Annotated in this window: 27 protein-coding genes; 15 read left to right on the top strand and 12 right to left on the bottom strand. The window is 70.1% G+C overall.

Features of this window, described 5'->3' with window-relative positions; genetic code table 11:
- The first annotated feature begins 375 nt into the window (after window positions 1-375).
- The gene (locus MRBLWH3_RS17320; RefSeq protein ID WP_363434627.1) at window positions 376-1,119 is read left to right on the top strand and encodes a sulfurtransferase; all 744 of its coding nucleotides are present in this window, start codon (window positions 376-378) and stop codon (window positions 1,117-1,119) included.
- Entirely contained in the window at window positions 1,116-1,517 is a 402-nt protein-coding gene (locus MRBLWH3_RS17315) for a DUF3054 domain-containing protein (RefSeq protein ID WP_363434624.1), read from the top strand. The genes MRBLWH3_RS17320 and MRBLWH3_RS17315 overlap by 4 nt, the downstream gene beginning before the upstream one ends.
- 13 nt (window positions 1,518-1,530) lie before the next feature.
- Here MRBLWH3_RS17315 and MRBLWH3_RS17310 read toward each other — a convergent pair whose 3' ends face one another.
- The 6 genes from MRBLWH3_RS17310 to MRBLWH3_RS17285 all read right to left on the bottom strand — a co-directional run bounded on the left by MRBLWH3_RS17310 (window position 1,531) and on the right by MRBLWH3_RS17285 (window position 5,439).
- Window positions 1,531-1,830 (bottom strand): hypothetical protein, encoded by a 300-nt coding sequence (locus tag MRBLWH3_RS17310; RefSeq protein ID WP_363434621.1) that lies wholly within the window; start codon window positions 1,828-1,830, stop codon window positions 1,531-1,533.
- 50 nt (window positions 1,831-1,880) lie between these two features.
- Window positions 1,881-2,132 carry a hypothetical protein gene (locus MRBLWH3_RS17305; RefSeq protein WP_363434619.1) on the bottom strand — a complete coding sequence of 84 codons (252 nt, stop codon included), beginning with the start codon at window positions 2,130-2,132 and terminating at the stop codon, window positions 1,881-1,883.
- Window positions 2,133-2,285: 153 nt separating this feature from the next.
- Entirely contained in the window at window positions 2,286-3,191 is a 906-nt protein-coding gene (locus MRBLWH3_RS17300) for an ABC transporter substrate-binding protein (RefSeq protein ID WP_363434616.1), read from the bottom strand.
- 30 nt (window positions 3,192-3,221) lie between these two features.
- Window positions 3,222-3,947, bottom strand: a complete 726-nt coding sequence (locus MRBLWH3_RS17295) for an ABC transporter permease (protein WP_363434613.1) — start codon at window positions 3,945-3,947, stop codon at window positions 3,222-3,224.
- On the bottom strand, window positions 3,944-4,618 hold the full coding sequence (locus MRBLWH3_RS17290; protein WP_363434610.1) for an ABC transporter permease: 675 nt from the start codon (window positions 4,616-4,618) through the stop codon (window positions 3,944-3,946). The genes MRBLWH3_RS17295 and MRBLWH3_RS17290 overlap by 4 nt, the downstream gene beginning before the upstream one ends.
- Window positions 4,615-5,439, bottom strand: a complete 825-nt coding sequence (locus MRBLWH3_RS17285) for an ABC transporter ATP-binding protein (RefSeq protein WP_363434608.1) — start codon at window positions 5,437-5,439, stop codon at window positions 4,615-4,617. Before MRBLWH3_RS17285 ends, MRBLWH3_RS17290 begins: the two co-directional genes overlap by 4 nt.
- Window positions 5,440-5,591: 152 nt before the next feature.
- On the opposite strand from MRBLWH3_RS17285, the gene MRBLWH3_RS17280 reads away from it, so the two are divergent.
- The 6 genes from MRBLWH3_RS17280 (at window position 5,592) to MRBLWH3_RS17255 (ending at window position 12,271) form a co-directional block, all read left to right on the top strand.
- On the top strand, window positions 5,592-7,010 hold the full coding sequence (locus MRBLWH3_RS17280; RefSeq protein WP_363434605.1) for a dihydrolipoyl dehydrogenase family protein: 1,419 nt from the start codon (window positions 5,592-5,594) through the stop codon (window positions 7,008-7,010).
- A gap of 293 nt (window positions 7,011-7,303) precedes the next feature.
- A complete protein-coding gene (locus MRBLWH3_RS17275; protein ID WP_363434602.1) occupies window positions 7,304-7,864 on the top strand; it encodes a PadR family transcriptional regulator in 561 nt (186 codons plus the stop codon).
- A gap of 125 nt (window positions 7,865-7,989) precedes the next feature.
- Complete coding sequence (locus MRBLWH3_RS17270; protein ID WP_363434599.1) at window positions 7,990-9,690, top strand: ABC1 kinase family protein; 1,701 nt, start codon at window positions 7,990-7,992, stop codon at window positions 9,688-9,690.
- Window positions 9,691-9,809: 119 nt separating this feature from the next.
- Window positions 9,810-10,505 (top strand): DUF1345 domain-containing protein, encoded by a 696-nt coding sequence (locus MRBLWH3_RS17265; RefSeq protein WP_363434596.1) that lies wholly within the window; start codon window positions 9,810-9,812, stop codon window positions 10,503-10,505.
- A gap of 57 nt (window positions 10,506-10,562) precedes the next feature.
- Entirely contained in the window at window positions 10,563-11,654 is a 1,092-nt protein-coding gene (gnd, locus tag MRBLWH3_RS17260) for a phosphogluconate dehydrogenase (NAD(+)-dependent, decarboxylating) (protein ID WP_363434594.1), read from the top strand.
- Window positions 11,651-12,271, top strand: a complete 621-nt coding sequence (locus MRBLWH3_RS17255) for a GyrI-like domain-containing protein (protein WP_363434591.1) — start codon at window positions 11,651-11,653, stop codon at window positions 12,269-12,271. Before gnd ends, MRBLWH3_RS17255 begins: the two co-directional genes overlap by 4 nt.
- A gap of 72 nt (window positions 12,272-12,343) precedes the next feature.
- On the opposite strand, the gene msrA is transcribed toward MRBLWH3_RS17255, so the two are convergent.
- From msrA to MRBLWH3_RS17240, 3 genes are all read right to left on the bottom strand, one after another.
- Window positions 12,344-12,898, bottom strand: coding sequence for a peptide-methionine (S)-S-oxide reductase MsrA (msrA, locus tag MRBLWH3_RS17250; protein WP_363434588.1), 555 nt, complete (start codon window positions 12,896-12,898; stop codon window positions 12,344-12,346).
- Window positions 12,895-13,362: a peptide-methionine (R)-S-oxide reductase MsrB gene (gene msrB / locus MRBLWH3_RS17245; RefSeq protein ID WP_363434585.1), complete on the bottom strand. Its 468-nt coding sequence runs from the start codon at window positions 13,360-13,362 to the stop codon at window positions 12,895-12,897. The genes msrA and msrB overlap by 4 nt, the downstream gene beginning before the upstream one ends.
- Window positions 13,363-13,597: 235 nt before the next feature.
- The gene (locus tag MRBLWH3_RS17240) at window positions 13,598-15,100 is read right to left on the bottom strand and encodes a SulP family inorganic anion transporter (RefSeq protein WP_363434582.1); all 1,503 of its coding nucleotides are present in this window, start codon (window positions 15,098-15,100) and stop codon (window positions 13,598-13,600) included.
- A 227-nt stretch (window positions 15,101-15,327) separates the two neighbouring features.
- Between MRBLWH3_RS17240 and MRBLWH3_RS17235 the strand changes: the two genes are divergently transcribed.
- From MRBLWH3_RS17235 to MRBLWH3_RS17220, 4 genes are all read left to right on the top strand, one after another.
- Entirely contained in the window at window positions 15,328-16,989 is a 1,662-nt protein-coding gene (locus MRBLWH3_RS17235) for an alpha-amylase family protein (protein ID WP_363434579.1), read from the top strand.
- 237 nt (window positions 16,990-17,226) lie between these two features.
- Window positions 17,227-19,245 carry an acyltransferase family protein gene (locus tag MRBLWH3_RS17230; protein WP_363434576.1) on the top strand — a complete coding sequence of 673 codons (2,019 nt, stop codon included), beginning with the start codon at window positions 17,227-17,229 and terminating at the stop codon, window positions 19,243-19,245.
- Between the two features lie 68 nt (window positions 19,246-19,313).
- Window positions 19,314-20,273 (top strand): NAD(P)-dependent alcohol dehydrogenase, encoded by a 960-nt coding sequence (locus MRBLWH3_RS17225; RefSeq protein WP_363434573.1) that lies wholly within the window; start codon window positions 19,314-19,316, stop codon window positions 20,271-20,273.
- A 285-nt stretch (window positions 20,274-20,558) separates the two neighbouring features.
- Entirely contained in the window at window positions 20,559-20,903 is a 345-nt protein-coding gene (locus tag MRBLWH3_RS17220) for a DUF2200 domain-containing protein (RefSeq protein WP_363434570.1), read from the top strand.
- Window positions 20,904-21,025: 122 nt separating this feature from the next.
- Here the strand turns inward: MRBLWH3_RS17220 and MRBLWH3_RS17215 are convergent, their stop codons facing one another.
- Window positions 21,026-22,003: a lytic transglycosylase domain-containing protein gene (locus MRBLWH3_RS17215; protein ID WP_363434567.1), complete on the bottom strand. Its 978-nt coding sequence runs from the start codon at window positions 22,001-22,003 to the stop codon at window positions 21,026-21,028.
- Between the two features lie 248 nt (window positions 22,004-22,251).
- Here MRBLWH3_RS17215 and MRBLWH3_RS17210 point away from each other — a divergent pair, with 248 nt between their 5' ends.
- Complete coding sequence (locus tag MRBLWH3_RS17210; protein ID WP_363434564.1) at window positions 22,252-23,553, top strand: M18 family aminopeptidase; 1,302 nt, start codon at window positions 22,252-22,254, stop codon at window positions 23,551-23,553.
- A gap of 109 nt (window positions 23,554-23,662) precedes the next feature.
- Window positions 23,663-24,400: an NUDIX hydrolase gene (locus MRBLWH3_RS17205; protein ID WP_363434558.1), complete on the top strand. Its 738-nt coding sequence runs from the start codon at window positions 23,663-23,665 to the stop codon at window positions 24,398-24,400.
- A gap of 11 nt (window positions 24,401-24,411) precedes the next feature.
- On the opposite strand, the gene MRBLWH3_RS17200 is transcribed toward MRBLWH3_RS17205, so the two are convergent.
- Window positions 24,412-24,987, bottom strand: coding sequence for a DUF2510 domain-containing protein (locus tag MRBLWH3_RS17200; RefSeq protein WP_363434555.1), 576 nt, complete (start codon window positions 24,985-24,987; stop codon window positions 24,412-24,414).
- Window positions 24,988-25,060: 73 nt separating this feature from the next.
- On the opposite strand from MRBLWH3_RS17200, the gene MRBLWH3_RS17195 reads away from it, so the two are divergent.
- Entirely contained in the window at window positions 25,061-25,462 is a 402-nt protein-coding gene (locus MRBLWH3_RS17195) for a PPOX class F420-dependent oxidoreductase (protein WP_363434552.1), read from the top strand.
- Window positions 25,463-25,530: 68 nt separating this feature from the next.
- Here MRBLWH3_RS17195 and MRBLWH3_RS17190 read toward each other — a convergent pair whose 3' ends face one another.
- Window positions 25,531-26,406 carry an SDR family oxidoreductase gene (locus MRBLWH3_RS17190; RefSeq protein WP_363434549.1) on the bottom strand — a complete coding sequence of 292 codons (876 nt, stop codon included), beginning with the start codon at window positions 26,404-26,406 and terminating at the stop codon, window positions 25,531-25,533.
- Window positions 26,407-26,420: the final 14 nt, after the last annotated feature.

The raw sequence follows: 26,420 nt of genomic DNA, 5'->3' as shown, positions 1-26,420 counted from the left end.
GGTCGGGACTGCCGGGCCCGGGGGAGCCGGGTGCCGGCGGCATCGCACCCGGCGGGGTCCGGCCCGGGAGCGGTTCGGGGACGGTGGGGTCGGTCATGACGTCTCCAGGGGAGGATCGAGGGGGCGCTGCGCGCGCCCCCGCAGGTGATCCCAGCCTGCGCCGCCTGGCCCGATGCCGCGAGGCCCTTGACCGGGAGGGCAGTGCGGGTCTACGCGTCAGCGACCGGGAACGAATCGCGCACGGGCGGCCCGGGGTGGGCATGAGCGCGACACTGAGACCCCGCGCGCCTGCGTGTCGTCGACGGGTCGCACCCGAGCACCATGTCGCGTGGGCCCTCGTACGCGGCGCCGTGGCGGGCTCCGTAGGCTGGAGGGGTGGCATCCGTTCTCAACATCTCGGCGTACCTGTTCACGCGTATCGACGACACCGGCGAGCTGCGGCCGCTGCTGCGCGAGCGCGCGGTCGCTGCGGGGCTGAAGGGCACGATCCTGCTCGCCGACGAGGGCATCAACCTCTTCCTCGCGGGAGACGCCGAAGCGGTGCGCGGCTTCGTCCACGAGTTGAGGGGCGATGAGCGATTCGCCGCGCTGAAGACCAAGGAGAGCTGGTCGCAAGCGCAGCCTTTCGGCAGGATGCTCGTCAAGGTCAAGCGCGAGATCATCCGCATGGACCACCCCACCATCCGTCCCGAGGGCAACCGCGCGCCCGCGGTCGCCCCTGCGACGCTCCGTCGCTGGCTGGACAGCGGCCATGACGACGACGGCCGCGAGGTCGTGCTGCTCGACACCCGCAATGCGTTCGAAGTCGACTGCGGCGCCTTCGACGGCGCGCTGGACTGGCGGATCGAACGGTTCACGCAGTTCCCGGATGCCGCGGCCGCCGCAGCGCCCGACCTCGCGGGCAAGACCGTCGTGAGCTACTGCACCGGCGGTATCCGGTGCGAGAAGGCCGCGATCTACTTGCGCGAGGTCGGCGTCGACGCATACCAGCTGGACGGCGGCGTCCTCGGCTACTTCGAGCACGTCGGCGGAGCCCACTGGAACGGCGACTGCTTCGTGTTCGACGAGCGGGAAGCGCTGACCCCCGGCCTGGCGCCGCGGTCGGGAGCACTCGCGTGAGCCGCTCCGAGCATGCCGCCGGCGCTCGTTCCCCCGGTCGCGCCGAGGTGCTGATCGCGCTCGCGGCAGACGTCGTGCTGGTGGTCGCGTTCGCCGCGATCGGTCGCGCGAGCCACGACTCCGACGTCTGGATCGGCCTGTGGCAGACCGCCTGGCCTTTCCTGGCGGCCCTCGGCATCGGCTGGCTCGTGACCCGCGGGTGGCGCGCGCCCGTCGCGCCGGTACGCACGGGGGTCGGAGTCTGGGCGATCACCGTCGGCGGTGGGATGCTGCTGCGCTGGGCAGCCGGTCAGGGCACCGCGATTCCGTTCATCGTCGTGGCGTCGCTGACGCTCCTGGTCGCACTGGTGGGGTGGCGCGTCATCGTCGCGGTCGTGAGGCGCGTGCGCCGACGCTGAAGTCGTCTCGGTCTCAGGGCGTCCTTCGGAGCCCCGTGTCTATGACGATCCGATTCCCCTCGATCAGACCGGGGCGGTCGCCCGGAAGCGGTGCGGGCGCCGGTGTGATCTGCTCGGCCTCCCACACCGCGCGGGCGTTCTCCGCGGTCGGGTAGAAGAACTCCTCGACACCCAGCAGACCGCCCGACGAGTGCGACGGCGTCTCACCTCGCTTGCGGCGACGGTGCGTGTCGAACGCGAACCACAGGAAGTACACCGGCAGTCCGACGACCACACAGGCGAATCCCCACACCATCGCGTCGCCGATCGTCATGACGCCCAGCGTACGTCGCGACGATGGCCGCAGCATCCGTCACTGCGCTGTCAACGGTGCGCGAACGCCTGCAAAGTCGCGTCGGCCGGGAGCTCGCTGAACCACACCTCGAATGGCACGGGTGTGCCATCGGCGGGGACGGTCTCGACGGAACTGGTGGCGGCCGCCACGATCACCCCGTCGGCAGCGCGGGCCGGCGCGGTGATGATGACGTACCGCTGGTCCTCCGCGAAGCGGCCGGTCACCGTGCCCGTCGCCGACGTCGCACCGCGGTCGCTCGACGATCGGGTGATGCCGTTCACGGTGAACGACCCGGTCTCGCCGGCAGGAGAGAGGGTCGCGTCCGGCGGGGACGGCGTACCGGGGCGCGCCGAGATCGGGCGCGCTCGACACAGCGCCTCCTCCGTGACCTGTGACGGGCGGCGAGGGAGGCGCTGTGGAGGGGCTTCGAGGGTTCAGCTCAGGCCGTTGTCCGCGAGCCACTCCTTCGCGATGTCCTCCGAGGAGCGCTGGTCGACCGTCGATTCGACGTTGAGGGCGATGAGGCCCTCCGGAGTCAGCGCGGCGCTCACCGCGTTGATCACGTCGGCGATCTCGTCGGCGATGTCGGCGTTCACGAGGGGGACGACGTTCGACGCCAGGAAGAGGCCCTCGGGGTCTTCGAGCGTGACCAGGTTCTTGGTCTTGATGAGTGGGTCGGCACTGTAGACGTCCGCCAGTTGGATGTTTCCGGCGACGAGCTCATCGACGGTGGTATCGGCGGTCGCGTTGAAGGTGACCGTCACGCCGTAGACGTCTTTGAGGCCCTTGGGGCCGTAGGGGCGCTCTTCGAGTTCGGGCGCGCCGCCCAGGATGAGTCCGTCGATGCTCGCGAGGTCGGCGATCGAGGTGAGATCGTGCTCCGCGGCGAAGTCGGCCGTGACGTTGTACGAGTCCTGGTCGGTCGCCGCGGATTGATCGAGGACGGTCAAGCCCTCGGGCACCGCCTCCTGCAGTGCGGCGTAGACATCGTCCGGGGTGGTGGCGGTGGCGCTCGGATCGAAGAACTGCAGCAGGTTCCCCGTGTACTCCGGGAAGAGATCGACGGTGCCGTCCTCGAGCGACGGGATGTAGGCGTCGCGCTGGCCGATGTTGAACTTGCGCTCGACGTCGAAGCCGGCGCCCTCGAGCGCCTGCGCGTAGATTTCGGCGATGATCTCGTTTGAGTAATACGACTGCGAGCCGATGACGATGGTCGACGGGGCGGCGGTGTCGCCGCTGTCGCCGCTGAGCGGGTCGCTCGAGGCGCACCCGGCGAGGGCGAAGGCTGCGACTGCAGTGCCCGCGAGGGCGACGGCGATGCGGGTTCGTGCTGTGGACATTCTCGGACCTCCGGTGGGATGGGTGAGGGATCAGCGGGAGAACTGCGGAGCGCGGGCGATTGCAGGCACGGCAGTACGGGAACGGGAGGGGCGCCCATCCGTGCGAGGCACGGCGAAGCGGCCGAGCAGGGCGAAGAGACCGTCGAGCACGAGGGCCAGCGCGACCACGATGATCGAGGCGCCGAGGATCTCGGCGAAATCGCGGAGATTGAGCCCCTGGATCATGTAGAAGCCGAGGCCGCCCAGCCCGACGTAGGCGGCGATGGTCACGGTGGCGACCACCTGCAGCGTGGCGGAGCGGAGTCCGCCGATGAGAAGCGACAGGCCGAGAGGCATCTCGATTCGGAACAGAATCTGCCACTCGGTCATTCCCATCGCTCGTCCGGCGTCGATGACCGCCCGATCGATCGACTCGACCCCGGCGTACGCACCGGCGAGGATCGACGGGATCGCCAGCACCACGAACACCGTCACCGCGGCCTCGGTCTTGAGGTTGACACCGAACAGCATCACGAGCAGCACGACGAGACCCAGCGCCGGAAGCGCGCGCGCCGCGCCCGACAGGAACACCGCGACCTCACGACCGCGGCCGGTGTGGCCGATCAGCCACCCCGCAGGGATCGCGATCACCGACGCGATCGCGACAGAGCCGAAGGTGAAGGCGAGGTGCTGCAGGATCGCCGCCGGCAACGGGAGATAGCCCGTCAGTCGTGCAGGCGAGAAGATCCAGGCGAAGGCCTCGGCGAGGAGGTTCATGCCGTCACCGCCCGAAGCCGCGCCGGCCGGGGCGTCGCTGTGCGCCGCGTCCAAGGCATGAGGACGCGCCCCGCGAGGATGAGAAGGGCGTCGACGATGACCGCGATGACCACGACGGCGACCACGCCGGCGAACACCTCGGCGATGATCCGGCGCTGCGAGCCGTTCGTGAAGAGGTAGCCCAGGTTCTGCACGCCGATCAGGGCGCCCACGGTGGCGAGCGAGATCGTCGACATCGCCGTCACCCGCAGCCCGGCCAGGACCACCGGGCCCGAGAGCGGGAAGTCCACGGTCCAGAATCGCCGCCACGGGCCGAATCCGACCGCGACCGCGGCGGAGCGGGTCGTCACATCGACCGACGCGAGGCCGTCGGTCACCGACCTGGTCATGATGGCGACCGCGTAGATCGTCAACGCGATGACGAGGTTCGCCTCGGAGAGCAGCGGCACGCCGAGCGCCGTGGTGATGAGCGGGAACATCGCGAACGAGGGGATCGTGTACAGCAGCCCGATGACGGTGAGCACGGTTCCGCGCAGCGGTGTGTACCGGAACGCGAGCCAACCCAACGGCACCGACAGCACGAAGCCTGCGACGATGGCGATCGCGCTCTGCCGCAGATGATCCAGCGTCAGCGCCCAGATCAGATCGAGGTTGTCCCAGACCCAGTTCACCGTTCGTCCTCCACGAGCACGCCCTGGGTGCGACCGGCGGCGTCCACGAGGACCGTGCCGCGATCGGTGTGCCTGGCGCGCAGCGCGCGCGTGCCCCGCTCGACCCCGATGAAGTCGGCCACGAAGTCGTTCGCGGGATTCTCGATGATCTCGCTCGGGCTGCCGATCTGGGCGATGCGGGCGCCCTTCTCGAGGATCACCACCTGGTCGCCCAGGAGGAACGCCTCGTCGATGTCATGGGTGACGAAGACGATCGTCTTGTCGAGTTCCTTCTGCAGCCGCAGCGTCTCGGTCTGCAGTTCGCGGCGCACGATGGGGTCGACCGCGCCGAACGGCTCGTCCATCAGCAGGATGTTGGGGTCCACGGCGAGGGCGCGGGCGACGCCGACGCGCTGCTGCTGGCCGCCGGAGAGCTGACTCGGGTAGCGCTTCGCGAGTCCGCGTTCGAGGCCTACGACCTCCATGAGTTCGAGTGCGCGGTCGCGCGCCTTGGCCTTGGGGACGCCGCTCAGCACGGGGACGGTCGCGATGTTGTCGACGACGGAGAAGTGTGGGAGCAGTCCGGCGTTCTGCAGCACATACCCGATACCCCGGCGCAGCGTCACCGGGTCGCGTTGCGAGATCGGCTCGTCGTCGATGGTGATGATCCCGCTGGTCGGGTCGACGAGCCGGTTGATCATGCGCAGCAGTGTCGTCTTGCCGCTTCCCGACGAGCCGACGAGCACCGTCGTCTTGTGCGCGGGCATGACGGCGCTGAAGTCCTCGACAGCGGCCGTGCCGTCGGGATAACGCTTCGAGACCCCACGGAATTCGATCGCCATGCTGCCCTTTCGGCCGGGGTTCCCAGATAACCACAGGCCGCCGACATGGCGGCCGGAGCTGGACAGGTGCCGTAACCTGCGCCATCCTTCCGTCTGCGCGCGCGGCGGGCAACCGCTTCGTCGTGTCATCGCCGCCCGCTACGTTAGGGCGCATGACTGCGCGGGAGTACGACCTCATCGTCATCGGCGGCGGCCCAGTGGGGGAGAACGTCGCAGACAGGGCCACCCAGGGGGGCCTGTCGGTCGTCGTGGTCGAGAGCGAGCTCGTCGGAGGCGAATGCTCGTACTGGGCATGCATCCCCTCGAAGGCGATGCTGCGCGCGGGCGCGGCCGTGGAGGCCGCTCGCCGGGTGAAGGGCGCCGCAGAGACGGTGACCGGGGCCGTCGACGTGGCCAGGACCCTGGTGCGCCGCGACGAGCTCGTGCACAACTGGGATGACACGTCGCAGGTCGAGTGGCTGCAGGGCGCGGGCATCGATCTGGTTCGCGGCCACGGACGCCTGACGGGCGAGCGCCAGGTCACCGTGACCGATGCCGACGGCACCGAGAAGGTGCTCGTGGCCCGCCACGCGGTCGTGGTGTCGACCGGCTCGGCAGCGCTCCTTCCCGACATCCCCGGCCTGCGCGAGGTCGAGCCGTGGACCAGTCGCGAGGCCACGGGCGTGCGTGACGTGCCCGCCTCCCTCGCCGTGCTCGGCGGTGGCACCGTCGGCAGCGAGATGGCGACGCTGTACACGACGTTCGGCTCCACCGTCACCCTCATCGCCCGTTCCGGCCTGCTGCGGGGCGTCGAGCCCTTCGCGGGCGAGACCGTCGAGAAGGCCTTGACAGGTGCCGGGGCCACTGTCCGCACCGGCGTAGAGGTCGAGCGGGTCTCGCGCGACGACGACGGCGAGGTGGTGCTGTCGCTGTCGGACGGGTCTCACGTGCGGGCCGCCCAGGTGCTGGTGGCGACGGGACGGGTGCCGCGGACCGAGGACCTCGGCCTGGAAACGGTCGGACTCGAGCCGGGTTCGTGGCTCGACGTCGACGACACGCTGCGCGTGCGCGGGGTGGAGTGGCTGTACGCCGTCGGCGACGTCAACCACCGCGCGCTGCTCACGCACCAGGGCAAGTACCAGGGCCGTGCCGCGGGCGATGTGATCGCGGCGCGGGCGACGGCGGCCGAGGTCGACGACGCCCCGTGGGGCAGGCACGTCGCGACAGCCGATCACTCGGCGGTGCCGCAGGTGATCTTCACCGATCCCGAGATCGCGGCGGTCGGGCACAGCGAGAAGTCGGCCCGCGAGGCGGGACTTCGCGTCCGTGTCATCGACTACGACCTGTACTGGATCGCTGGCGCGAGCGAGGTCGCCGACGACTATCAGGGTCAGGCGCGGGCGATCGTGGACGAGGAGCGCCGTGTGCTCGTCGGCGCGACGTTCGTCGGGCAGGACGTGGGCGAGATGCTCCACGCCGCCACGATCGCGATCGTCGGCGAGGTTCCGATCGAGCGGCTGTGGCACGCGGTGCCGTCGTATCCGACGATCAGCGAGGTGTGGCTGCGGTGGCTCGAGGAGTACGGCCGCTGATCCGAACCTCGCCGTTCCCGTGCACGCCTGCGTGCGACGGCACGGCGAACCCGCTGCACGCTGGATGGCGTCGACGTCCTGCCCCAGCCCGGACGCTTCTACGGCGGGTGGATCACTCCCGACATCGTCGGTCCGTTCAAGGGCGTGCCGGGCTCGCTCGGCTGGTGAGGGGACGGATGCTTCGGCCGCCGTCCCGCGGACTGCTCAGCGAACGCTCAGGCCCCAGCCCTTGTTCACCGATATATCGGTAGGTATCGTCAGGGTATCGGCACACACTCGTTCGGGAGGTCGCCATGAGCGGTTCATTCCAGGGATTCGGTTCGCGTCCGGGAGGGCAGGGCTCGGGACTTCCGAGCAGCTTCTGGGACGCGATGGAGCAGTTGAAGGACACCTTCGAGCGCAGCTTCTCGCCGCGCGTCGCCAAGGGGGATGTGCGGGCCGCGGTCCTCGCGATCCTGGCCGAGAAGCCCATGCACGGCTACCAGATCATCCAGGAGATCGAGGAGCGCAGCGACGGCGCCTGGAAGCCGAGCCCCGGCTCGGTGTACCCGACGCTGCAGCTGCTCGCTGACGAGGGGCTCGTCGCCGCCGAGGAGTCGAACGGCAAGAAGACGTACTCGCTCACCGAGGCGGGCCGGGAAGCGGCGGCGGCCGCCGAAGGTCAGTCGGCACCGTGGGAATCTGCCGGGTCGCGCGATTCCGGCCGTGCCACGGCGCTGCCGAAGGCCGGCGCGAAGCTCGCCCAGGCGGCCGCGACCGTCGGTCGCAGCGGAACGCCCGAGCAGGTGGCGAAAGCCGTCGAAGTGCTCGACGACGCGCGGCGTAAGCTCTACTCGATCCTGGCTCAGGACTGACGGCCTGCCCACCGGCAGAGGGCGTCGGTCCGGACCCACGGCGTCAGGGTGGGCGCGCACGATCCCGGGCGACCGGGACCGCGGGCACCCCGCAATCCACTGACCACCACCGCCGAGGAGCTTCGATGGCCGACGTCGGGAACGCGCGCGCCCGCTATCGCCGGATCCTGCGCTTCGCCGGCCGTTACATCGTCCAGGCATGGTGGTTCGAGCTCGTCCTGCCCCGGTTCGGCTTCGGCGCGCTCGCCGCCCGCGGCCGAACCCGGCGTCTGCAGAACATCGCGCGCAAGTTCCATGTGCTCGCCGTCCAGTACGGCGGGCTCATGATCAAGGTCGGCCAGTTCCTGTCGTCGCGGCTCGACGTGCTGCCGCCGGAGATCACCAAGGAACTGGAGGGTCTGCAGGACGAGGTCCCGCCGGTCGCCTTCCCGGCCATCCGCGACCTCGCCGAGTCCGAGCTGGGCGTACCCCTCGGCCGCGCGTTCGAGTGGGTCGACGAGACGCCCGTTGCCGCGGCGTCCCTCGGACAGGCGCATCGTGCGCGGCTGACACCCGCCGACGCCGCCGAGACCGGGTTCTCCGACGTCGTCGTCAAGGTGCAGCGACCGGGCATCGAGGAGATCGTCGACGTCGACCTGGCAGCGCTGCGCCGCGTGGCCGGCTGGCTCAGCAGCGTGCGGGTCGTACGCGACCACGTCGACCTGCCGGCGCTGGTGGAGGAGTTCGCCCACACCAGTCGCCAGGAGATCGACTACCTGCACGAGGCGCAGAATGCGGAGCGGTTCGCCGCGGACTGCGCGGGCGACCCTCGCGTCACTGTGCCGGAGATCGCCTGGGAGCGCACGACCCGTCGGGTGCTGACACTCGCCGACGTGAGCGCGATAAAGATCAACGACCTCGACGGTCTGCGCGCCGCGGGCATCGATGCCGCCCAGGTCGCCGTCGAGTTCGCGAACGTGATGTTCGACCAGCTGTTCCTCCGAGGGTTCTTCCACGCCGATCCGCACCCGGGGAACATCTTCGTGACGCCGGTCACCCGCGCCCCCGGCGACACCAGCCGCCCGTGGACCCTCACCTTCATCGACTTCGGGATGATGGGCGAGGTCCCAGACAAGCTGCGTCACGATCTGCAGAGGCTCATGATCGCGGTCGCCTCGCGCAACAGCGGACAGATGATCGACAGCATCCGTGCCGTCGGCGTGCTGCTGCCGTCGGCCGACACCGTCGAGCTCGAACGCGCGATGACGGCGCTGTTCGCGCGCTTCGGCGGCATGGGGTTCGCGGAGCTGCAGCAGGTCGACCCTCGCGAGTTCCGACAGTTCGCCAAGGAGTTCGGCGACGTGATGCGGTCGCTGCCGTTCCAGTTGCCCGAGAACTTCCTGCTGATCATCCGCGCGGTCTCGCTCACCAGCGGCATGTGCAGCTCGCTCGACCCCGCTTTCAACGTGTGGGACGCCGTCGAGCCGTACGCCGCCCGCCTGCTGCGCGACGAAAGGGGCAACGCCGCGAAGGCCGTCGCGCAGGAGGCCGCGTCGGTCGCGGGTGTGATGGCCCGGCTGCCTCGGCGCCTCGACGACATGGTGACCCGCATCGAGGACGGTCGCCTCGTCGCGGACGTGCCGAAGCTCGACCGCTGGCTGCGCCGCCTCGAGCGCCTCATCCGGCGCGTCGTGGCGGCGGTGCTGTTCGCCGCACTGCTCATCAGCGGGTCGGTGCTGCGGGCCGAAGACCTCACGGTCGGCAGCGTGCTCATGATCGGCTCGCTCGTGCCGCTGCTCTACGCCCTTCTCGCGGGGTTCTCGGGCCGGCGCGGGCCGCGCGGCTGAGCTCGCGTCCACAGCTGAGACTTCGCATGGCGGATGCCGCGCCCTCGCGCTTCAGGGCAGGTCCAGGTCTCCGAGGGCGGTGTCGACCTGCGCCGACGCCTGGCACCCGACCCGCTACGGTGGCACGCAGGAACCTGTCCTCGGGGGTGCGTGTGGTCTGGGCGGTGATCGTGCGGGTCGCTGATCTGCTGGTGCAGCTTGCGTTGATCTGGCTCGGCCTCCTCATCGTCCTGGTCGACAGCGAGGAAGGAACGCTCTACGCGCTCGCCGCGTGGTGCGCGCTCGGCGGGCTCTACTGGCTGGCATCCGTGATCGCCGTCGGAACGAGCGTGAAGCGATCCCGGATCGCGGCCCCGCGGTGGATCGAGAAGTACGACGTTCATCCGGTCGTCGCCGTGATCAGCGTGACCGCGACCTTCCTTGCGAGCATCGTCGGGATCATCGCCGCCACGGAGATCCTCGTGCTCCGCAACGACCCGGCCTGGGCGGGATGGGTGGAACCCGTCGGAGTGGTGGCGATGCTGCTGTCGTGGGCGCTCTACCACTGGGGGTTCGCCCGCATCTACGATCGCCGCCATCGGCTCGCGATCATCCCGCCGTTGATCTTTCCCGGCACGGATGACCCGCGACTGGCCGACTTCGTGTACTTCTCGTTCACCAACGCGACCGCGTTCTCGGTGTCGGACGTTCAGGTCGTGACGACACGGATGAGGTGGACCGTGGTGTGGCACACCACGACGAGCTTCTTCCTCAACGCGCTCATCATCGTCCTCGCGTTCAGCACGATCATCAATGCGGACCCGACGGCTCCCTAGACTTTCGATCACGGGCGCCCGCCCAGGCGCCCTCCACAGGCGAGCAGAGGAGCGGCGATGCAACTGGGAATGGTGGGCCTCGGCCGGATGGGTGGCAACATCGTCCGGCGCCTGATGCGGGACGGGCACGAGTGCGTCGCGTACGACGTCAGCACCGACGCCGTGTCCGCCATCGCGGATGAGGGCGCCGTCGGATCCGACAGCCTCGCCGATCTCGTCAGCAAGCTCGAGGCGCCGCGTGCGGTCTGGCTCATGATCCCAGCCGGACTGACAGGCAAAGTCGTCGACGAACTCGCCGGGCTGCTCGATGAGGGCGACATCATCATCGACGGCGGGAACTCGAACTACCGCGACGACGTGCGACGCGCGGCCGCATTGCGGGAGACCGGCATCCTCTACGTCGACGTCGGAACGAGCGGCGGCGTGTTCGGCCTCGAGCGCGGATACTGCCTCATGGTGGGCGGACCTGACGACGCGTTCGCACGCCTCGAGCCGATCCTGCGCACCATCGCGCCGGGCAGCGGCGAGGTCGAGCGCACGCCGGGCCGCGTGGGGGACTTCGCCCCCGAGGAGCTCGGCTATCTGCACTGCGGACCGTCCGGTGCGGGCCACTTCGTGAAGATGGTGCACAACGGCATCGAGTACGGCGTGATGGCGGCGCTCGCCGAGGGCCTCAACATTCTCGAGCACGCGGACGCCGGGGTTCAGGAGGCCGAGCACTCGGCCGAGGTCGCCCCGCTCGAGGAACCGGAGTTCTACCAGTTCACGATCGACACCCCGAAGGTGGCGGAGCTGTGGCGCCGCGGCTCGGTGATCTCGTCGTGGCTGCTCGATCTGACCGCGGCGGCGCTCCAGGGCAACCCGACGCTCGACGGTCTCGCCGGGCGCGTGTCGGATTCCGGCGAAGGTCGCTGGACGGTCAAGGCCGCCGTGGACACGGGTGTTCCCGCACCGGTGCTCGCGGCGTCGCTCTTCGAGCGTTTCGCGTCTCGCGACGAGGACCATTTCGCCAACCAGGTGCTCTCTGCGATGCGTCTGCAGTTCGGCGGACACCAGGAGCTGCCCGCGGGCGACGTGCTGGAAGCGGGCTCGCGCAAGTCCGAGTCGTCGAGCAGCGGCCTGTCGGAGACGGCCGCAGACGCGTCGTGAACAAGCTCGATCTGAAAAAATCGATCGGGGCGTACGCCGCACCGCGGGGGTCGTTCGAGATCGTCGAGGTGCCGCCGATGCGGTATCTCATGATCGATGGCCACGGCGACCCCAACACGTCGCAGGCGTACGGGCACGCCGTGGCCGCCGTGTTCAGCGTCGCCTACAAGCTCAAGTTCCTGAGCAAGGGCGAGCTCGGCCGTGACTACGTCGTGATGCCGCTCGAGGGCCTCTGGTGGTCCGACGACATGTCGGCGTTCACGTCGGAGCGTGACAAGTCACGGTGGAGCTGGACGATGATGAGCCTCGTCCCGGAGTGGCTCGATGCCAGACACTTCGAGCGCGCCCGGGACGCGGCGGCGGCGAAAGGCGGCCCTCCCGCCCTCGATCGACTGCGCCTCGCGGAGCTCGCCGAGGGCCGGTGCGTGCAGACCCTGCACGTCGGGTCGTACGACGACGAGGCGCCGGTGCTCGCCGAAATGCACGAGCGCTTCATTCCCGAGGCCGGTCTGCGCATGCGGGGCCTGCACCACGAGATCTACCTCGCCGATCCCCGCCGCTCGGCCCCCGAGAAGCTCCGCACGATCCTGCGTCAGCCCGTCGAAACGGCGGGGTAGTCCTCACGCCTCACGATCCGGACGACGGATGCCGCGACCCGGCCGGGTCGCGGCATCCGTTCTCGCCTGCTCCTACGCCGTCGCGTCGGCCCGCTTGGGGAGCACCCAGCCGGCCCGCGGGAAGTGGCACGTATAGCCGTTCGGGATGCGGATCAGGTAGTCCTGGTGCTCGGGCTCGGCCTCCCAGAACGGGCCCGCGGGCTCGATCGTGGTGACTGCCTCGCCTGGCCAGAGACCCGAAGCGTCGACGTCGGCGATGGTGTCGCGCGCGACCTCGGCCTGCTCAGGCGAGAGCGGGAAGATCGCCGAGCGGTAACTGGAGCCGATGTCGTTGCCCTGACGGTTCAGGGTCGACGGATCGTGGATCTGGAAGAAGAACGCCAGGATGTCGCGGTACGAGGTCTTCGTGGGGTCGAAGACGATCTCCACCGCCTCTGCGTGACCGGGGTGCTTGCGGTAGGTCGCGTGCGCGTTCTCGCCGCCGGTGTAGCCGACACGGGTGTCGAGCACCCCGGGCTGGCGGCGGATGAGGTCCTCCATGCCCCAGAAACAGCCGCCGGCGAGGACTGCCGTCTCGGTGCCGGGGGTGCGGGTGATCTCGCCGGTGTCGAAGGGACCGCTGGTCATGATGAGTGCTCCTGGTTCTCGGTGGTGAAGAGGTGGCGGTAGGCGCCGTAGCCCTCGTCCTCGAGCGACGAGGCGGGCACGAAGCGCAGTGCGGCCGAATTCATGCAGTATCTCAGGCCGCCGGCCCGGCGTGGGCCGTCGGGGAAGACGTGACCCAGATGGCTGTCGGCGCCCGACGAGCGCACCTCGGTGCGCGGCAGGAGCAGCTTCCAGTCCTTCTTGGTCGACACGGCGTCGGGCTCGATCGGCTGGGTGAAGCTCGGCCATCCGGTTCCGCTGTCGTACTTGTCGGTCGATGAGAAGAGCGGTTGGCCTGAGACGACGTCGACGTAGATGCCGGGCTCGTGGTTGTTCCAGTACGCGTTGCGGAAGGCCGGCTCGGTGCCGTCCTCCTGCGTGACGCGGTACTGGGTGTCGGTGAGGCGGCTCAGCGCCTCGGGGGTCTTGCGGTACTCGTTGCTCACGATTCCTCCAGTTGCGACGCAGCTGGCTGCGGCGTCATAGAGGAGAACGGATGTCTCGGCGCTTTTGGTCCCGCGAACCTGGGAACGGGCTCCGAGTTGCACGCCTGGTTGGGTTCCTCACCTCGCCCTCGCGCGGCGGCCGGAATCAGAGGACGGCGACGCGACTGCTGCTCTTCTCCGACACGCGTGCGGGGCAGGGGCTTGCGCCGGATGCCGAGCTGCCCCTCGGGCGCGATCAGGCCGAGCCGAGCTTCCCGCTGAGGCGGCCGTGGAAGCGGGCCGCAGCATCCGTCATGCCCTCGAGGGCGACCGTCGTGCCGCGCGCCTCGTACTTCGTGACGATCGCGTCGAGGGCGGCGACCGTCGAGGCGTCCCACACGTGCGTGCGGGAGAGGTCGATCACGACGTGCGGCGGGTCGGCGGAGTAGTCGAACTGCGTGGTCAGGTCGTTGCTCGACGCGAAGAAGAGCTCGCCGTCGACGCGGTAGCGGGCGGTCTCGCCATCGACCTCGCGGGTGACGGTCGTGAAGTGCGCGACGCGGCGCGCGAACAGCACCATCGCGGCCAGCACGCCCAGGACCACTCCGACGGCCAGGTTGTGGGTCCACACTGTGGCCACGACGGTGACGAGCATCACGAGGGTCTCGCTGAGCGGCATCCGCGTCAGTGTCGAAGGACGGACGCTGTGCCAGTCGAAGGTCATCACCGACACCGCGATCATGACGGCCACGAGAGCCGCCATCGGGATGAGGCCGACGATGTCGCCGAGGGCCACCACGAGGACCAGCACCCATACGCCGGCGAGGAATGTCGAGATGCGGGTGCGACCTCCCGAGGTCTTGACATTGATCATGGTCTGCCCGATCATCGCGCAGCCGCCCGTGCCGCCGAAGAAGGCGGACGCGACGTTCGCCACGCCGAGCCCCCATGCCTCGCGGGTCTTGCGCGAGTGGCTGTCGGTGACGTCGTCGACGAGCTTCGCGGTCATGAGCGACTCGAGCAGGCCGACGAGCGCGGCGGCGAAGGCGTAGGGCGCGACGATCTGGACCGTCTCCCACGTGAGGGGCACGTTCGGGAGGAGGAGCTCCGGAAGGCTTCGGGGCAGCTCCCCCTGATCTGCGACGTTCGGCACCGCCGCGAGCCCGAACACCACGACGACCACCGTCAACACCACGATCGCGATGAGCGGCGCCGGCACTGCGCGAGTGATCCGCGGCCAGACGAAGAGGATGCCGAGCCCCACCACGACGAGCACGTACACCGCCCAGGGGACGTCGACGAGCTGCGGCATCTGCGAGAGGAAGATGAGGATCGCGAGGGCGTTGACGAAGCCGACCATCACACTGCGCGGGATGAACCTCATGAGCTTCGCGACGCCGAGCACCGCGAGCAGCACCTGGATCACGCCGGCCAGCGCGATCGTGATGATGAGGTAGTCGGAGCCGTACTCGCGCGCGACCGGCGCGATGACGAGCGCGACCGCGCCCGCTGCGGCGGTGATCATCGCCGGGCGCCCACCGGTGAACGCGATGACGACCGCGAGCACGAACGATGAGAACAGCCCCACCCGCGGATCGACGCCCGCGACGACCGAGAAGGCGATCGCCTCGGGGATGAGGGCGAGCGCCACGACGAGTCCGGCGATGACCTCGCGGGTGAGCAGACGCGGCCGGCGAAGCGCCTGCCGCACGGTCGGCTCGCTGCGGTAGCGATCGGCGGATGGGGCGACGGTGGACACGGCGGCTCCTCGGAACGTGCGCTCACCGTTGCGCCCGTGGGAAATGGGAAGGGGACGGATGCTGCGACCCGCGCGGCCCTTCGACTCTAGCCGCGCGTACCCGACGACGCGGCCGATCTCAAGGGCCTCGCGAGGCGCCTCGCCGTTCGTGAGAATCGCGGAATGACCATGCGTGGCCGCCGTGCGGCCCGGCAGCCGGCATCCGTTCCCGATCCGAGGAGGGCACGATGAAGATCACCGACACGAGCGACCTGTGGTGGAAGAGCGCCATCGTCTACTGCCTCGACGTCGAGACGTACATGGACGCTGACGGCGACGGGACCGGCGACATGCAGGGCCTCGCCCAGCGCATCGACTACCTCGCGCAGCTGGGCGTGACGTGCCTGTGGCTGATGCCCTTCTACCCGACCCCCGACCGCGACGACGGGTACGACATCACGGACTTCTACGGGGTCGATCCGCGGCTCGGCAACCACGGCGAGCTCGTCGAGGTGATCCGCACCGCCAACGACCGCGGCATGCGGGTGATCGTGGACCTCGTCGTGAACCACACGTCCGACCGGCATCCGTGGTTCCTGAAGGCGAAGCGGAGCGTGAACTCGCCCTACCGGGACTACTACGTGTGGCGCGACGATCCTCCGCCGAAGGGGCAGAAGAACTCCGTGTTCCCGGGCGAGGCGAAGGGCGTCTGGACCCAGGACGAGGCGTCGGGGCAGTGGTACCAGCACAGCTTCTACGAGCACCAGCCCGACCTCAACATCGCGAACCCCGTCGTGCGCGACGAACTGGCGAGGGTGATCGGCTTCTGGCTGCAGCTGGGTGTGGCCGGTTTCCGTGTCGACGCGGTCCCCTTCTTGCTCGAGCTGCCGAAGGGCACCCAGATCCCCGATCCGCACGAGCTCCTGCGGGACTTCCGGCGCTTCCTGCAGCGCCGCTCGAGCGAGGCGATCCTGCTCGGCGAGGTGAACCTGCCGTACGACCAGCAGGTGCAGTACTTCGGGGGTGCGGAGGTGAACGAGCTGTCGATGCAGTTCGACTTCATCGGGATGCAGGCGTTCTACCTGGCTCTCGCCCGCAAGGATCCTGCGCCGCTCGTCGAGGCGCTGGCGTCACGGCCCGACCTTCCCGAGGACGTGCAGTGGGCGAACTTCCTGCGCAACCACGACGAGCTGACGCTCGACAAGTTGTCCGACGACGAACGGGAGGAGGTGTTCGAAGCCTTCGCGCCGGACGAGAAGCAGCGCGTCTACGGCCGTGGCATCACGCGCCGGCTGCCTCCGATGCTCGGCGACCCGCGGCGTATCCGCATGGCGTACAGCTTGATGTTCACCCTCCCGGGCACACCGGTGCTGTTCTACGGCGAGGAGATCGGGATGGGCGAGAACGCCGAGATCCCGGGGCGGAGCGCCGTGCGCACGCCGATGCAATGGACGGGCGAGAAGAACGGCGGCTTCTCGTCGGCGCCCCCGTCGCGGCTGATCGCGCAGCCGCCGGGCGACGGCTACGCGCCCGAGCACGTCAACGCCGCCGCCCAGATCAAGGACCGCGATTCGCTGCTGCACTTCTTCCGCGACCTGATGTCGCGCTACCGGATCTCGCCGGAGCTCGGGTGGGGAGCCTTCGAGGTGCTCGAGCAGCCGGTGCCGGCGATCCTCACGCACTCACTCAGCGCCGATGTCGGTCGGATGATCGCGATCCACAACTTCGCCGACGTGCCCGCGACGACGCGATTCATCGTGGATGGGGAGCCCGAAGGCACCTGCCTGGTCGACCTGCTGGGCTCGCACCGCATCGAGCTCGATGGACGGGGAGGCCTGGAGCTCGAGGTGCCGGCCTACGGCTACCGATGGCTGCGAGTGTCGCGGCCGGGCGACGGTCGGGTGTCGTAGCCCGCTCCTCGGCGCGAACGCGCCAGGTCGACGAAGGCAGAGGGGTCGCGGCACGAGCTCGAAGAGCGTCGTGAAGAGCGCCGAGGGCACCTCGAGCGTCGCCCACTGCGGGATCCCGCCGAGGATCAGTTTCGTCAGGATGCCAGCTCCGAGCTGCGTGAGCCGTATCGTGCAGCGTCCGCCGCGGTCCGTCAAGGGGGTGGCGACCGTTCACCTCGCCGACCTAGGGTCTGTCGAGTGGTGGACCGAGCAAGCGCCCAGCCCGACCACTCGGGTTTTCGCGCCGATGTGCAAGGACTGCGTGCGATCGCGGTCGCGTCGGTCCTGCTCTACCACGCGGGGCTGCCGTTCCTCCCGGGTGGCTACATCGGCGTCGACGTGTTCTTCGTCATCTCGGGCTTTCTCATCACGTCGCACCTGCTGGGGCAGCTCGAGCGCCATGGCCGGCTGAGGTTCGGAGAGTTCTACGCCCGACGGGCCCGCCGCATCCTGCCGGCATCGTTCGTCGTCCTGATCATCTCGGTCGCGGCGGCGCTCATCTGGTATCCGCCGCTGCTCATGAAGGACCTCTGGGCGGCGGCCGTCGCCACCGCGCTGTACGTGCCGAACTACTTCTTCGCTTCCGCGAACTCGGACTACCTGGCCGAGTCGTCGAATCCGTCGCTGTTCCAGCACTACTGGTCGCTGGGGGTCGAGGAGCAGTTCTATCTGCTCTGGCCGGCGCTGCTCGCACTGGTCTGGGCTCTGGTCCGCTCGCGACGGGCGCTGGTCGCCGTGCTCATCGCGGTGGTCGCTGCCTCGTTCGCACTCTGCGTGTGGCTTACGTTCGCCGCGCAGCCGTGGGCGTTCTTCTCGCTGCCCTCGCGCGCGTGGGAGCTCGGCGCGGGCGGGCTCGTCGCCGTGCTGCTGCAGCGGCGGCCCGCGATCGCAGGGGAGCGATGGGCGGCGCCCCTCGGGTGGGCGGGGATCGCTGCCGTGGCCGCATCCGTCCTCTTCTTCTCGTCCGAGACGCTCTTCCCGGGTGCGGCGGCGGCGCTGCCCGTGCTCGGCACGGCGGCGGTGATCGCGGCGGGTGAGACGTGGCGCGGACCGACACGGATGCTGTCGACCCGCGGCATGGTGTTCATCGGGACGATCTCGTACTCGTTGTATCTCATCCACTGGCCGGCGATCGTGCTGCCCGGCACCGCGCTTCCGGGGGAGCTGCCGCTGTGGACGACACTCGGCATCGCGGTCGCGTGCGTGCCGGTGGCGTGGCTGCTGTACCGGTTCGTCGAGGATCCGGTGCGCCGCGCGCCGCTGCTCACCAAGCGGCGTGCGCATGTCACGCTGGTCGGCGCGCTCGCCGGCTCGCTCGCGTGCCTGGGCCTCGCGAGCGCGGCGTACGCGGTGGTCGACACGCGTTCGCTGCACGCGGAGCGCGCGGCCTCGAGCACCGTCATCGTCGATGCCCCGCGCGGCACCGAGTTCGTGCCCGACAACCTCGCGCCTGCGCTGCGGGACGCCCGCGACAGCCTTCCCGAGCTCTACCAGGACGGCTGTATGCGGGGCAGCAGGGCCACGGATGCAGAGGGCTGCGTCTACGGGGATCCCGCGGCGCCCCGCATCGTGCTCCTGGGCGATTCGCACGCCGCGCAGTGGTTCCCCGCGCTCGAGGGCTTCGCCACGTCGGCCGGGTACTCGGTCGAGGTCCACACGAAGAGCTCCTGCCCGGCGGCCGACATCGAATCGCTGCGCCGGGGTGCGCCCTTCCCGCAGTGCCCCGAATGGCGCGATGCCGTGATCGACCGCATCAACGCTTCGCCTCCTGCCCTGGTGCTCCTGGCGACCTTCACCGACCCGGAGCTCGCGCCGGGCGTCGAGGACGACGCGAAGACATGGGCGGCGGCGTTCGGTCGTACGCTCGACGCGATCGACGCGCCCGTCGCGATGATGGCCGACACCCCCGATATGCGGGAGGACCCGGCACCGTGCCTGTCGGCGCACCTCTCCGACACCGGGGCGTGTGCCCAGCACCGGACGGTCGCGCTGGCCGGGCCGGCCCGCGAGGGCGAGGCGACGGCCACCGCCGAGCGCGGCGTCCCCCTCGTCGACCTCAACGAGTACTTGTGCGGCGTCGAGGCGTGTCCGCCCATCCTCGGCAACACGCTCGTGTACCGGGACTCGCATCACCTCACCGCGGAGATCAGCGCCGACCTGGCCGTCGTGCTCGGCCGGGCCTTGCAGCCGCTGCTGCCTCCAGGCGCGGGCGGTTGATCGGAACCTCACTCCGCCACGCCGAGAGGACGTTGCGCTCGTCGTCACGACCCCGGGACGATGTAGGCATGCGCGCGGTCGTGTACGAGCGGTACGGCTCGCCCGAGCAGCTCCAGGTGCGCGACGTCCCGCGGCCGGTGCCCGGGGCCGGCGAGGCGCTCGTCGAGGTCGTGGCGACGTCGGTGAACCTCTCGGACTGGGAAGGGCTGCACGGAAGTCCCGCCTACGCGCGCCTGGGCGGGCTGTTCCGGCCGCGGCGCCGGATCCTCGGATCCGACATCGCCGGCCGCATCGCGGCCGTCGGCGAAGGCGTGACGCGGTTCGCGATCGGCGACGAGGTGTTCGGCGACATCATGCCTCGCTACGGCGGGTTCGCCGAATTCGTCGCCGTGCCCGAGTCGGCGCTCGCCCGGAAGCCGGCGCAGCTGTCGTTCGCCGAGGCATCCGCTCTTCCCCAGGCAGCCGCGATCGCGACGCACGCCGTCGCGCTGGCGGAGCCGGGCTCACGGATGCTGCTCAACGGCGCCGGCGGAGGCTCGGGGAGTCTCGCGATGCAGCTCGCGACACAGAAGGGCGTGCACGTGACGGCGGTCGACAACGCCGGCAAGCTCGACTTCCTCCGCACGCTCGGCGCGGAGGCGGTCATCGACTACCGACGCGGGGACTTCGCCCGTGGCGGCCCGTACGACCTCATCGTAGATCTCGTCGCGCGCCGTTCCGTGTTCGCCTATGCGCGTGCGCTCGCGAAGGGCGGCCGGTGCGTGATGGTCGGTGGCACGGGACGGGCGCTGATACGGATGCTGACTGCCGGCGCGCTGCTCGGAGCCGTCACCGGCAGGCACTTGGGCGTGCTGTTCGTGCGCCAGGGCCCCTCGGCGTTCGTGCCGGTCGCGGAGCGGTGTGCGGCCGGGGAGGTGAGGGTGCACATCGACCGCGTGTTCCCGCTCGACCAGGTCCCCGAAGCGCTTGCGTGGCACGGCGAGGGCCGCGCGCTCGGCAAAGTCGTGGTTGCGGTGCGCGGGGAATGACCCCGTCGGACCCGAGCCGAAGCCGACGCGGCCCGACGCGATCGGCCGATATCAGTTCCGCGCGGCGCGTGTCAACAGGGAGACGGATCCGGGTGTCCCTGCTTAATCTGGCGGAGCAACATGCAGTTCAGCGCGTAGCGGTCGAGCTTCGGCGTTCGGGTCGCCGTCCCGTCTCCCGCGAACGCGCGATGGTCCCGGTGGGAGGGCAACCCACCGGGACCATCTTCTGCGCCGGGCGCACGGATGCCGTGGGCCGAGGCATCCGTCCGGTTCTAGCCTGTCGGCATGCACCGGATCTTCTCGATCAGCTTCGCCTCGGTCTACCCGCTGTACGTGACGAAGGTCGAGAAGAAGGGGCGCACGGCCGAGGAGCTCGACCAGGTCATCGAATGGCTCACGGGATTCGACGATGCCCGGCTGAAGCAGCACATCGACGAGCACACGACCTTCGAGGACTTCTTCGCGGACGCCGACCTCAACCCGAACGCCTCGCTCATCACGGGAGTCATCTGCGGCATGCGCGTCGAGGAGATCGAGGACCCGCTGATGCAGAGGATCCGTTACCTCGACAAGCTCGTCGACGAGCTCGCTCGTGGCAAGTCGATGGAGAAGATCCTCCGCACCGCCTGAGCCACGCGCTCTGGCAGCGCGGGTCAGCAGACGACGAAGAGGGCACGTCCACAGTCTGGACGTGCCCTCTTCGAGGCTGTCAGGCGAGCGCTATGGATCGCCTATGAGATTCGCGGCGGTGATCAGTACCAGCCGGTCGACTGCGAGTGGCTCCACGCGCCGCACGGGCTGCCGTAGCGGCCCGAGATGTAGCCGAGGCCCCAGGCGATCTGCGTCGCGGGGTTGGTCTGCCAGTCGGCGCCGGCGCTGCCCATCTTGCTGCCGGGGAGAGCCTGGGGGATGCCGTAGGCACCGCTGGACTTGTTGTAGGCCTGGTAGTTCCAGCCCGACTCCTTGTTCCACAGCGACACGAGGCAGCCGAACTGGTCGTCGCCCCACCCGTAGCCTCCGATCATCGAGCGTGCGGTCGCCTGCGCGTCGGCCGGGCTGGTGCCCCCCACGGCGCCGCCGGTGGCGAACACGGGTGCGCCCCCGCCGGACGAACGCGGCGTCGTCGACTTCTTGGCCGCGGCGGCCTCTTCGGCGGCCTTGGCGGCCGCGGCGGCCTCGGCCTCCTTGCGGGCCTTCTCCTCCGCCTCGCGCTGCGCCTTGAGGGCGATCGCGGCGTCGAGCTTGCCGCGCAGGCCGTGCGCCTGCTCGTTGACCGAGGCGGTGAGAGCGGTCACGGCATCCGTGACGTCCGTCGTGTACTGGGCCGGGAGCGACTGCGCACGCTTCAACTGCGCGATGGCGTCCTCGAGGTCGGTGGTGTCCACCGTCGTGTCGGGTGTGCCGACGTCGAGACCCGACGCGGCGATGTCGGACGACACGGTCGACGCCGCGGTCATCGCGGCGTCGGCATCGGCGACGGTCGTCTCGAACGCGCTCGGTGCCGCGGCGGTCTCGGCGGTGACGGAGACCGGGGAGTAGGACGCCAGCGCGAAGTTCGTCAGCGAACCGGATGCCTCGGCCTGCGATGCGGGGGTCGCCGTGCTGAACGCGGCGGTGGCCAGCACGCCGACGGCGAGCGTCGCCGCGACCAGCACCGGGCGGCGGCGGAGGCGGCGTTCGGCGCGGCGGAGAGTGCGGCGGGCGGGCGGAATCGACGTGGGGGAGCGCATATAAGACCGGGTTCCGTATCAGCGAAATGCGCCATCGGGCGGCGCGTCGTGACCGTTCGGGCGGGCACAAGTCCCCGAGTCTCCCGGGCGTTTCTGGACGATTCCGGTGCGTTACCTGAACGTTACATGTAAGCGGAAAGTTCGAAAAGGCCCGATCACGGGGTGGGATCCGGTGGGATGAGGACGCCTGGGAAGGTCCTCCGAACTACGATCGAAGCACTCGCCGCACGTCCAGAGGAGGCTCGACCGTGCCCTCGCCCACCGCTCCCGCCCGCCCCGCAGCCCTCGCGCACGCCGACGATCTCGACGCGTTCGTGGCGGCGTCGCCGTCGAGCTTCCACGCGGCCGCCGAGGTTGCGAGCCGCCTCGAGAACGCGGGATTCGTCCGTCTCGACGAGGCGGCCGGATGGCCGGCGCCGGCCGGGGGGAAGTATGTGGTGGTGCGCGACGGCGCGGCGATCGCATGGATCGTGCCGCCCGGCGCGACGGCGTCGACGGGCGTGCGGATCTTCGGCGCGCACAGCGACTCGCCCGGGTTCAAGCTCAAGCCCAAGCCGACGACCGGCAAGCTCGGCTGGCTGCAGGCCGGCGTCGAGATCTACGGCGGCCCGCTCCTGAACTCGTGGCTCGACCGCGAGCTCCGCCTGGCGGGCAGGCTGGTGCTCGACGACGGAACGAGCGTGCTCGCGGCGACCGGTCCGCTGCTGCGGCTCCCGCAGCTCGCGATCCATCTGGACCGCGAGGTCAACGACCACCTCGCGCTCGACAAGCAGTCGCAGACGCAGCCGGTGTGGGGTCTCGGCGAGGCGGAGTCCGCCGACATCCTCGGCGAGCTCGCACGCGAGGCGGGCGTGGACGCGGGCCGCATCCGCGGCTACGACATCGTGACCGCCGACGCGGCGCGGGGCGCGATCTTCGGGCGTGACGATGTGTTCTTCGCCTCCGGACGCCTCGACGACCTCGCGTCGGTGCACGCGGGCGTCGTCGCGCTCGAGCGCGCGGCCGAGGGCCACGAGGCCGACCACATCGCGATGCTCGCCGTCTTCGACCACGAGGAGGTCGGCTCGGGCACCCGGTCGGGTGCGGCCGGGCCTTTCCTCTCCGACGTGCTCGAACGGCTGTGGCTGTCGCTCGGCGCCGATCGCGAGCAGCAGCTGCGCGCGCTCGCCGCGTCCTGGTGCGTCTCGAGCGACGTCGGCCATTCCGTCCACCCCAACTACGCCGACAAGCACGACCCAGTCGTGCAGCCCGTGCTCGGCTCGGGCCCGATCCTCAAGATCAACGCCAACCAGCGGTATGCGACGGACGCCGCAGGCGCGTCGGCCTGGAACGGCTGGTGCGCCGTGGCCGGCGTCACGAGCCAGGAGTTCGTCTCGAACAACGCGGTGCCGTGCGGCTCGACGATCGGCCCGATCACGGCGACCCGTCTCGGCATCCGGACCGTGGACGTCGGCATCCCGATCCTCTCCATGCACTCGGCGCGCGAGCTCGCCGGCGTGAGCGACCTGTGGGACCTCGCCCGCGTCGCGGAGACCTACTTCCGCGGCTGACCCGTTCAGGGTTTGCCCGGGATGGAGGTCGCGTCACGGGGCGAGCGGCGGTCGACCACGTTCTGCGCCGCCGCGGCCGCATGTCGCCGATGCGGCGTAGCCTGAACGGATGCCGCACCCCACGACTCCGCCGACGGGCGATGTGCGTCGCGGGGAGGTGCTCGGTGCGCGCGCTCAACTCGCCGCGATGGCCGAGACCTCCGCGACGGGGACGGGCCCGCTGCTGGATCTGCCGTCGCCCGCCGATCCGCGTCCGGCCGCGGTGCTCATGCTCTTCGGGGTGCTCGACACGCTCCCCAGCGACCACGACGCGCAGTCCACGGCGGTGTCACGCGATCTCGACGTGCTGCTCCTCGCCCGTGCGACGACGCTGCGTGCGCATCCGGGTCAGGTCGCGTTCCCCGGCGGCCGGATCGATCCAGGCGATGACGGTCCCGTGGCGGCGGCACTGCGCGAGGCCCGCGAAGAGACCGGCCTCGATCCCGCCGGCGTCGAGGTGCTGGGCGAACTCGTCCGCATCCCGCTCGCGTTCTCGCAGCACGTGGTGACTCCCGTGCTCGCGTGGTGGCGGCATCCGTCACCCGTCCGCGTCGTCGACGAGGCGGAGTCGGCCGATGTGTTCCGAGCGCCTGTGGCCGACCTGCTGAACCCGGCGAACCGCGGGATCACCGTGATCCGTCGCGGCGCACAGGAGTGGCGCGGCCCCGGATTCCTCGTGCGGCATGCGACCGGCGAGCACCTGGTGTGGGGGTTCACCGGCATGGTGCTGGATGCGCTGTTCGACCGCCTCGGCTGGAGCGAGCCGTGGGACGAGGAGCGCGAGCTCCCGCTCGCGTTGCCGGACTGACGGGATGGGTGTCAGCGGTAGCGGTAGTGGTCCGCGCTGCTGTTGACCCACGCGATGAAGCGGCGGGCCTCCGCGTCGTGCGCGGGCAAGAACGGCGCCACCCACACCTGCGACCCCGCGATGACGAGGTGCGGTGCGGCCCGGTCGATCGCCCGGTTGATGCTGCGCGGGGTGATGGAACCGGCGGGTCCGAACATCCGCCGCTCCACGGCGGCCCTCGTGAACTCCGGGCGCCGCAGCAGCGCGTCGCCCGAGTCCGCTGATGCCGCCACCTCGCTCACCGGCTGGCTCAGGTCGCCGAAGTGGATCCACCGCCCGTCGATCACGACGCCCGCGAAGCCCTGCTCCTCGCCGCTGTACCGCACGTGGCTGGTCCAGCGCCGGCCGTCCCACCAGCGGGTGCGACCGCGCTGGTCGTCGTACCATCCCGCCTGTGCCGGCCCGGATGCGGCGGGGCCGGCATCCGTCCGCAACTCGGTGTCGCGCTCGCGCAGATCGATGTACTGGTCGGTCCAGTGCGTGCCGTCCCACCAGCGCTGTTTGCCCGAGCCGTCGTCGTACCACCCGGGTGCGGGCTGCGTCACCATGATCCGAGGGTAGTTCGTGACGCGGATTCCGGGGATCGGCCCGCGCCCGCCGACGCCACGGCAGACTGGTGCCATGCCTCACGTCGACGACATCGTCCCCGCTGACCGCCGCCATCTGCTCGAGCTCCCGGTGTACGCGCACCTCGGGACCATCCGCCCGAACGACACCGTCCAGGTCAACCCGATGTGGTTCGAGTTCGACGGCGAGCACGTCCGGTTCACGCACACGAACTACCGGCAGAAGTACCGCAACCTGCAGCACAACCCGTCGATGTCACTGTCGATCCTCGATCCCGACTCGCCTTTCCAGTACCTGGAGGTGGCGGGCAAGCTCGTCGACGTCGTCCCCGACCCCGAGGGCGCGTTCTACGTGCGGCTGCAGAACCGCTACGGCAACCCGAGCTCCACGCCGCCGCGCGACAAGGAGGACCGTGTGATCCTCGTCATGGCGATCGACCGCGCGACCCGGCAGTGATCGTCACCGGCGGATGAGAGGACGGATGCTGCGGCCGCAGCATCCGTCCTCGTCTTCTGCCCGCGCGGTCAGGCGTTGACGCGGGAAGCTTCCACAGCCGCGCGCAGGCCGTCGACCACGGGCGTCGTCGGCCGGCCGAGCAGGCGTGCGAGCGCGGCGTCGGCGTCGGCGAGCACGCCGCGAGCGATGCCGGCCTCCATCTCGGCGACGAAGCCGACGGTGCCCGTGTCCAGCCCCGCGTCGGTGAGCGCGGCCTCGAGCTGCTCGCGCGAGACCGGCACGAAGGCGACGTCGCGGTCGAGCACCTCGGCCGCGGCAGCGGCGAGGTCGGCGTACGACACGGCGGTGTCGCCCGAGAGCTCGTAGGTGCGGCCCAGGTGGCCGTCCTCGAGGAGCACGACGGCGGCGGCCTCGGCGTAGTCGGCGCGACTCGCGGCGGCGACCGTCGCATCGCCCACCGATGCGGCGATGGCGCCGGTCTGGGCGGCGCGCAGCACGTCGGGCGCGTAGTTCTCGATGTACCAGTTGTTGCGCAGCACGATCGCGGGAACACCGCTCGCGGCGAGGTGCTCCTCGGTCGCCTTGTGGTCGGGCGCGAGCACGAAGTCGACGGAGTCGGCGTGCGCGAGGCTGGTGTAGACGAGCTTCGCGACACCGGCCGCCTTCGCTGCGTCGATCACGTTCACGTGGCCCTCGTACCGCCGGCCGGGCTCGGAGCCCGAGATGAGCAGCACGGAATCGACTCCCTCGAGCGCGGCGGCGACGGCCTCGGGCGAGTCGTAGTCGAGCGGGACGACACGGATACCGCGCTCCACGAGATCCGCGACCTTCGAGGTCGTGCGCGCGCCGGCGACGATGTCTCCGGGGGCGACGCCGCGCTCGAGGAGGGCGTCGATGACGAGGTGGCCGAGCTGTCCGCCGGCGGCGGTCACGAGGATGGTCATGGTGGTCCTTTCGG

The sequence above is a fragment of the Microbacterium sp. LWH3-1.2 genome (assembly GCF_040675855.1).
Taxonomy (GTDB): domain Bacteria; phylum Actinomycetota; class Actinomycetes; order Actinomycetales; family Microbacteriaceae; genus Microbacterium.
Note: the sequence above shows the minus strand (reverse complement) of the source record. Positions and strands in the feature narration are given on the sequence as shown.

Bases quoted from the DNA above. Each gene is read 5' to 3' on its own strand.
- gnd (WP_363434594.1), top strand. From the start codon at position 10,563: ATGCAACTGGGAATGGTGGGCCTCGGCCGGATGGGTGGCAACATCGTC.
- MRBLWH3_RS17280 (WP_363434605.1), top strand. From the start codon at position 5,592: ATGACTGCGCGGGAGTACGACCTCATCGTCATCGGCGGCGGCCCAGTG.
- MRBLWH3_RS17300 (WP_363434616.1), bottom strand. From the start codon at position 3,191: ATGTCCACAGCACGAACCCGCATCGCCGTCGCCCTCGCGGGCACTGCA.
- msrA (WP_363434588.1), bottom strand. From the start codon at position 12,898: ATGACCAGCGGTCCCTTCGACACCGGCGAGATCACCCGCACCCCCGGC.
- MRBLWH3_RS17205 (WP_363434558.1), top strand. From the start codon at position 23,663: ATGCCGCACCCCACGACTCCGCCGACGGGCGATGTGCGTCGCGGGGAG.
- MRBLWH3_RS17310 (WP_363434621.1), bottom strand. From the start codon at position 1,830: ATGACGATCGGCGACGCGATGGTGTGGGGATTCGCCTGTGTGGTCGTC.
- MRBLWH3_RS17200 (WP_363434555.1), bottom strand. From the start codon at position 24,987: ATGGTGACGCAGCCCGCACCCGGGTGGTACGACGACGGCTCGGGCAAA.
- MRBLWH3_RS17195 (WP_363434552.1), top strand. From the start codon at position 25,061: ATGCCTCACGTCGACGACATCGTCCCCGCTGACCGCCGCCATCTGCTC.
- MRBLWH3_RS17270 (WP_363434599.1), top strand. From the start codon at position 7,990: ATGGCCGACGTCGGGAACGCGCGCGCCCGCTATCGCCGGATCCTGCGC.
- MRBLWH3_RS17235 (WP_363434579.1), top strand. From the start codon at position 15,328: ATGAAGATCACCGACACGAGCGACCTGTGGTGGAAGAGCGCCATCGTC.
- MRBLWH3_RS17295 (WP_363434613.1), bottom strand. From the start codon at position 3,947: ATGAACCTCCTCGCCGAGGCCTTCGCCTGGATCTTCTCGCCTGCACGA.
- MRBLWH3_RS17285 (WP_363434608.1), bottom strand. From the start codon at position 5,439: ATGGCGATCGAATTCCGTGGGGTCTCGAAGCGTTATCCCGACGGCACG.
- MRBLWH3_RS17190 (WP_363434549.1), bottom strand. From the start codon at position 26,406: ATGACCATCCTCGTGACCGCCGCCGGCGGACAGCTCGGCCACCTCGTC.
- MRBLWH3_RS17225 (WP_363434573.1), top strand. From the start codon at position 19,314: ATGCGCGCGGTCGTGTACGAGCGGTACGGCTCGCCCGAGCAGCTCCAG.
- MRBLWH3_RS17220 (WP_363434570.1), top strand. From the start codon at position 20,559: ATGCACCGGATCTTCTCGATCAGCTTCGCCTCGGTCTACCCGCTGTAC.
- MRBLWH3_RS17215 (WP_363434567.1), bottom strand. From the start codon at position 22,003: ATGCGCTCCCCCACGTCGATTCCGCCCGCCCGCCGCACTCTCCGCCGC.
- MRBLWH3_RS17275 (WP_363434602.1), top strand. From the start codon at position 7,304: ATGAGCGGTTCATTCCAGGGATTCGGTTCGCGTCCGGGAGGGCAGGGC.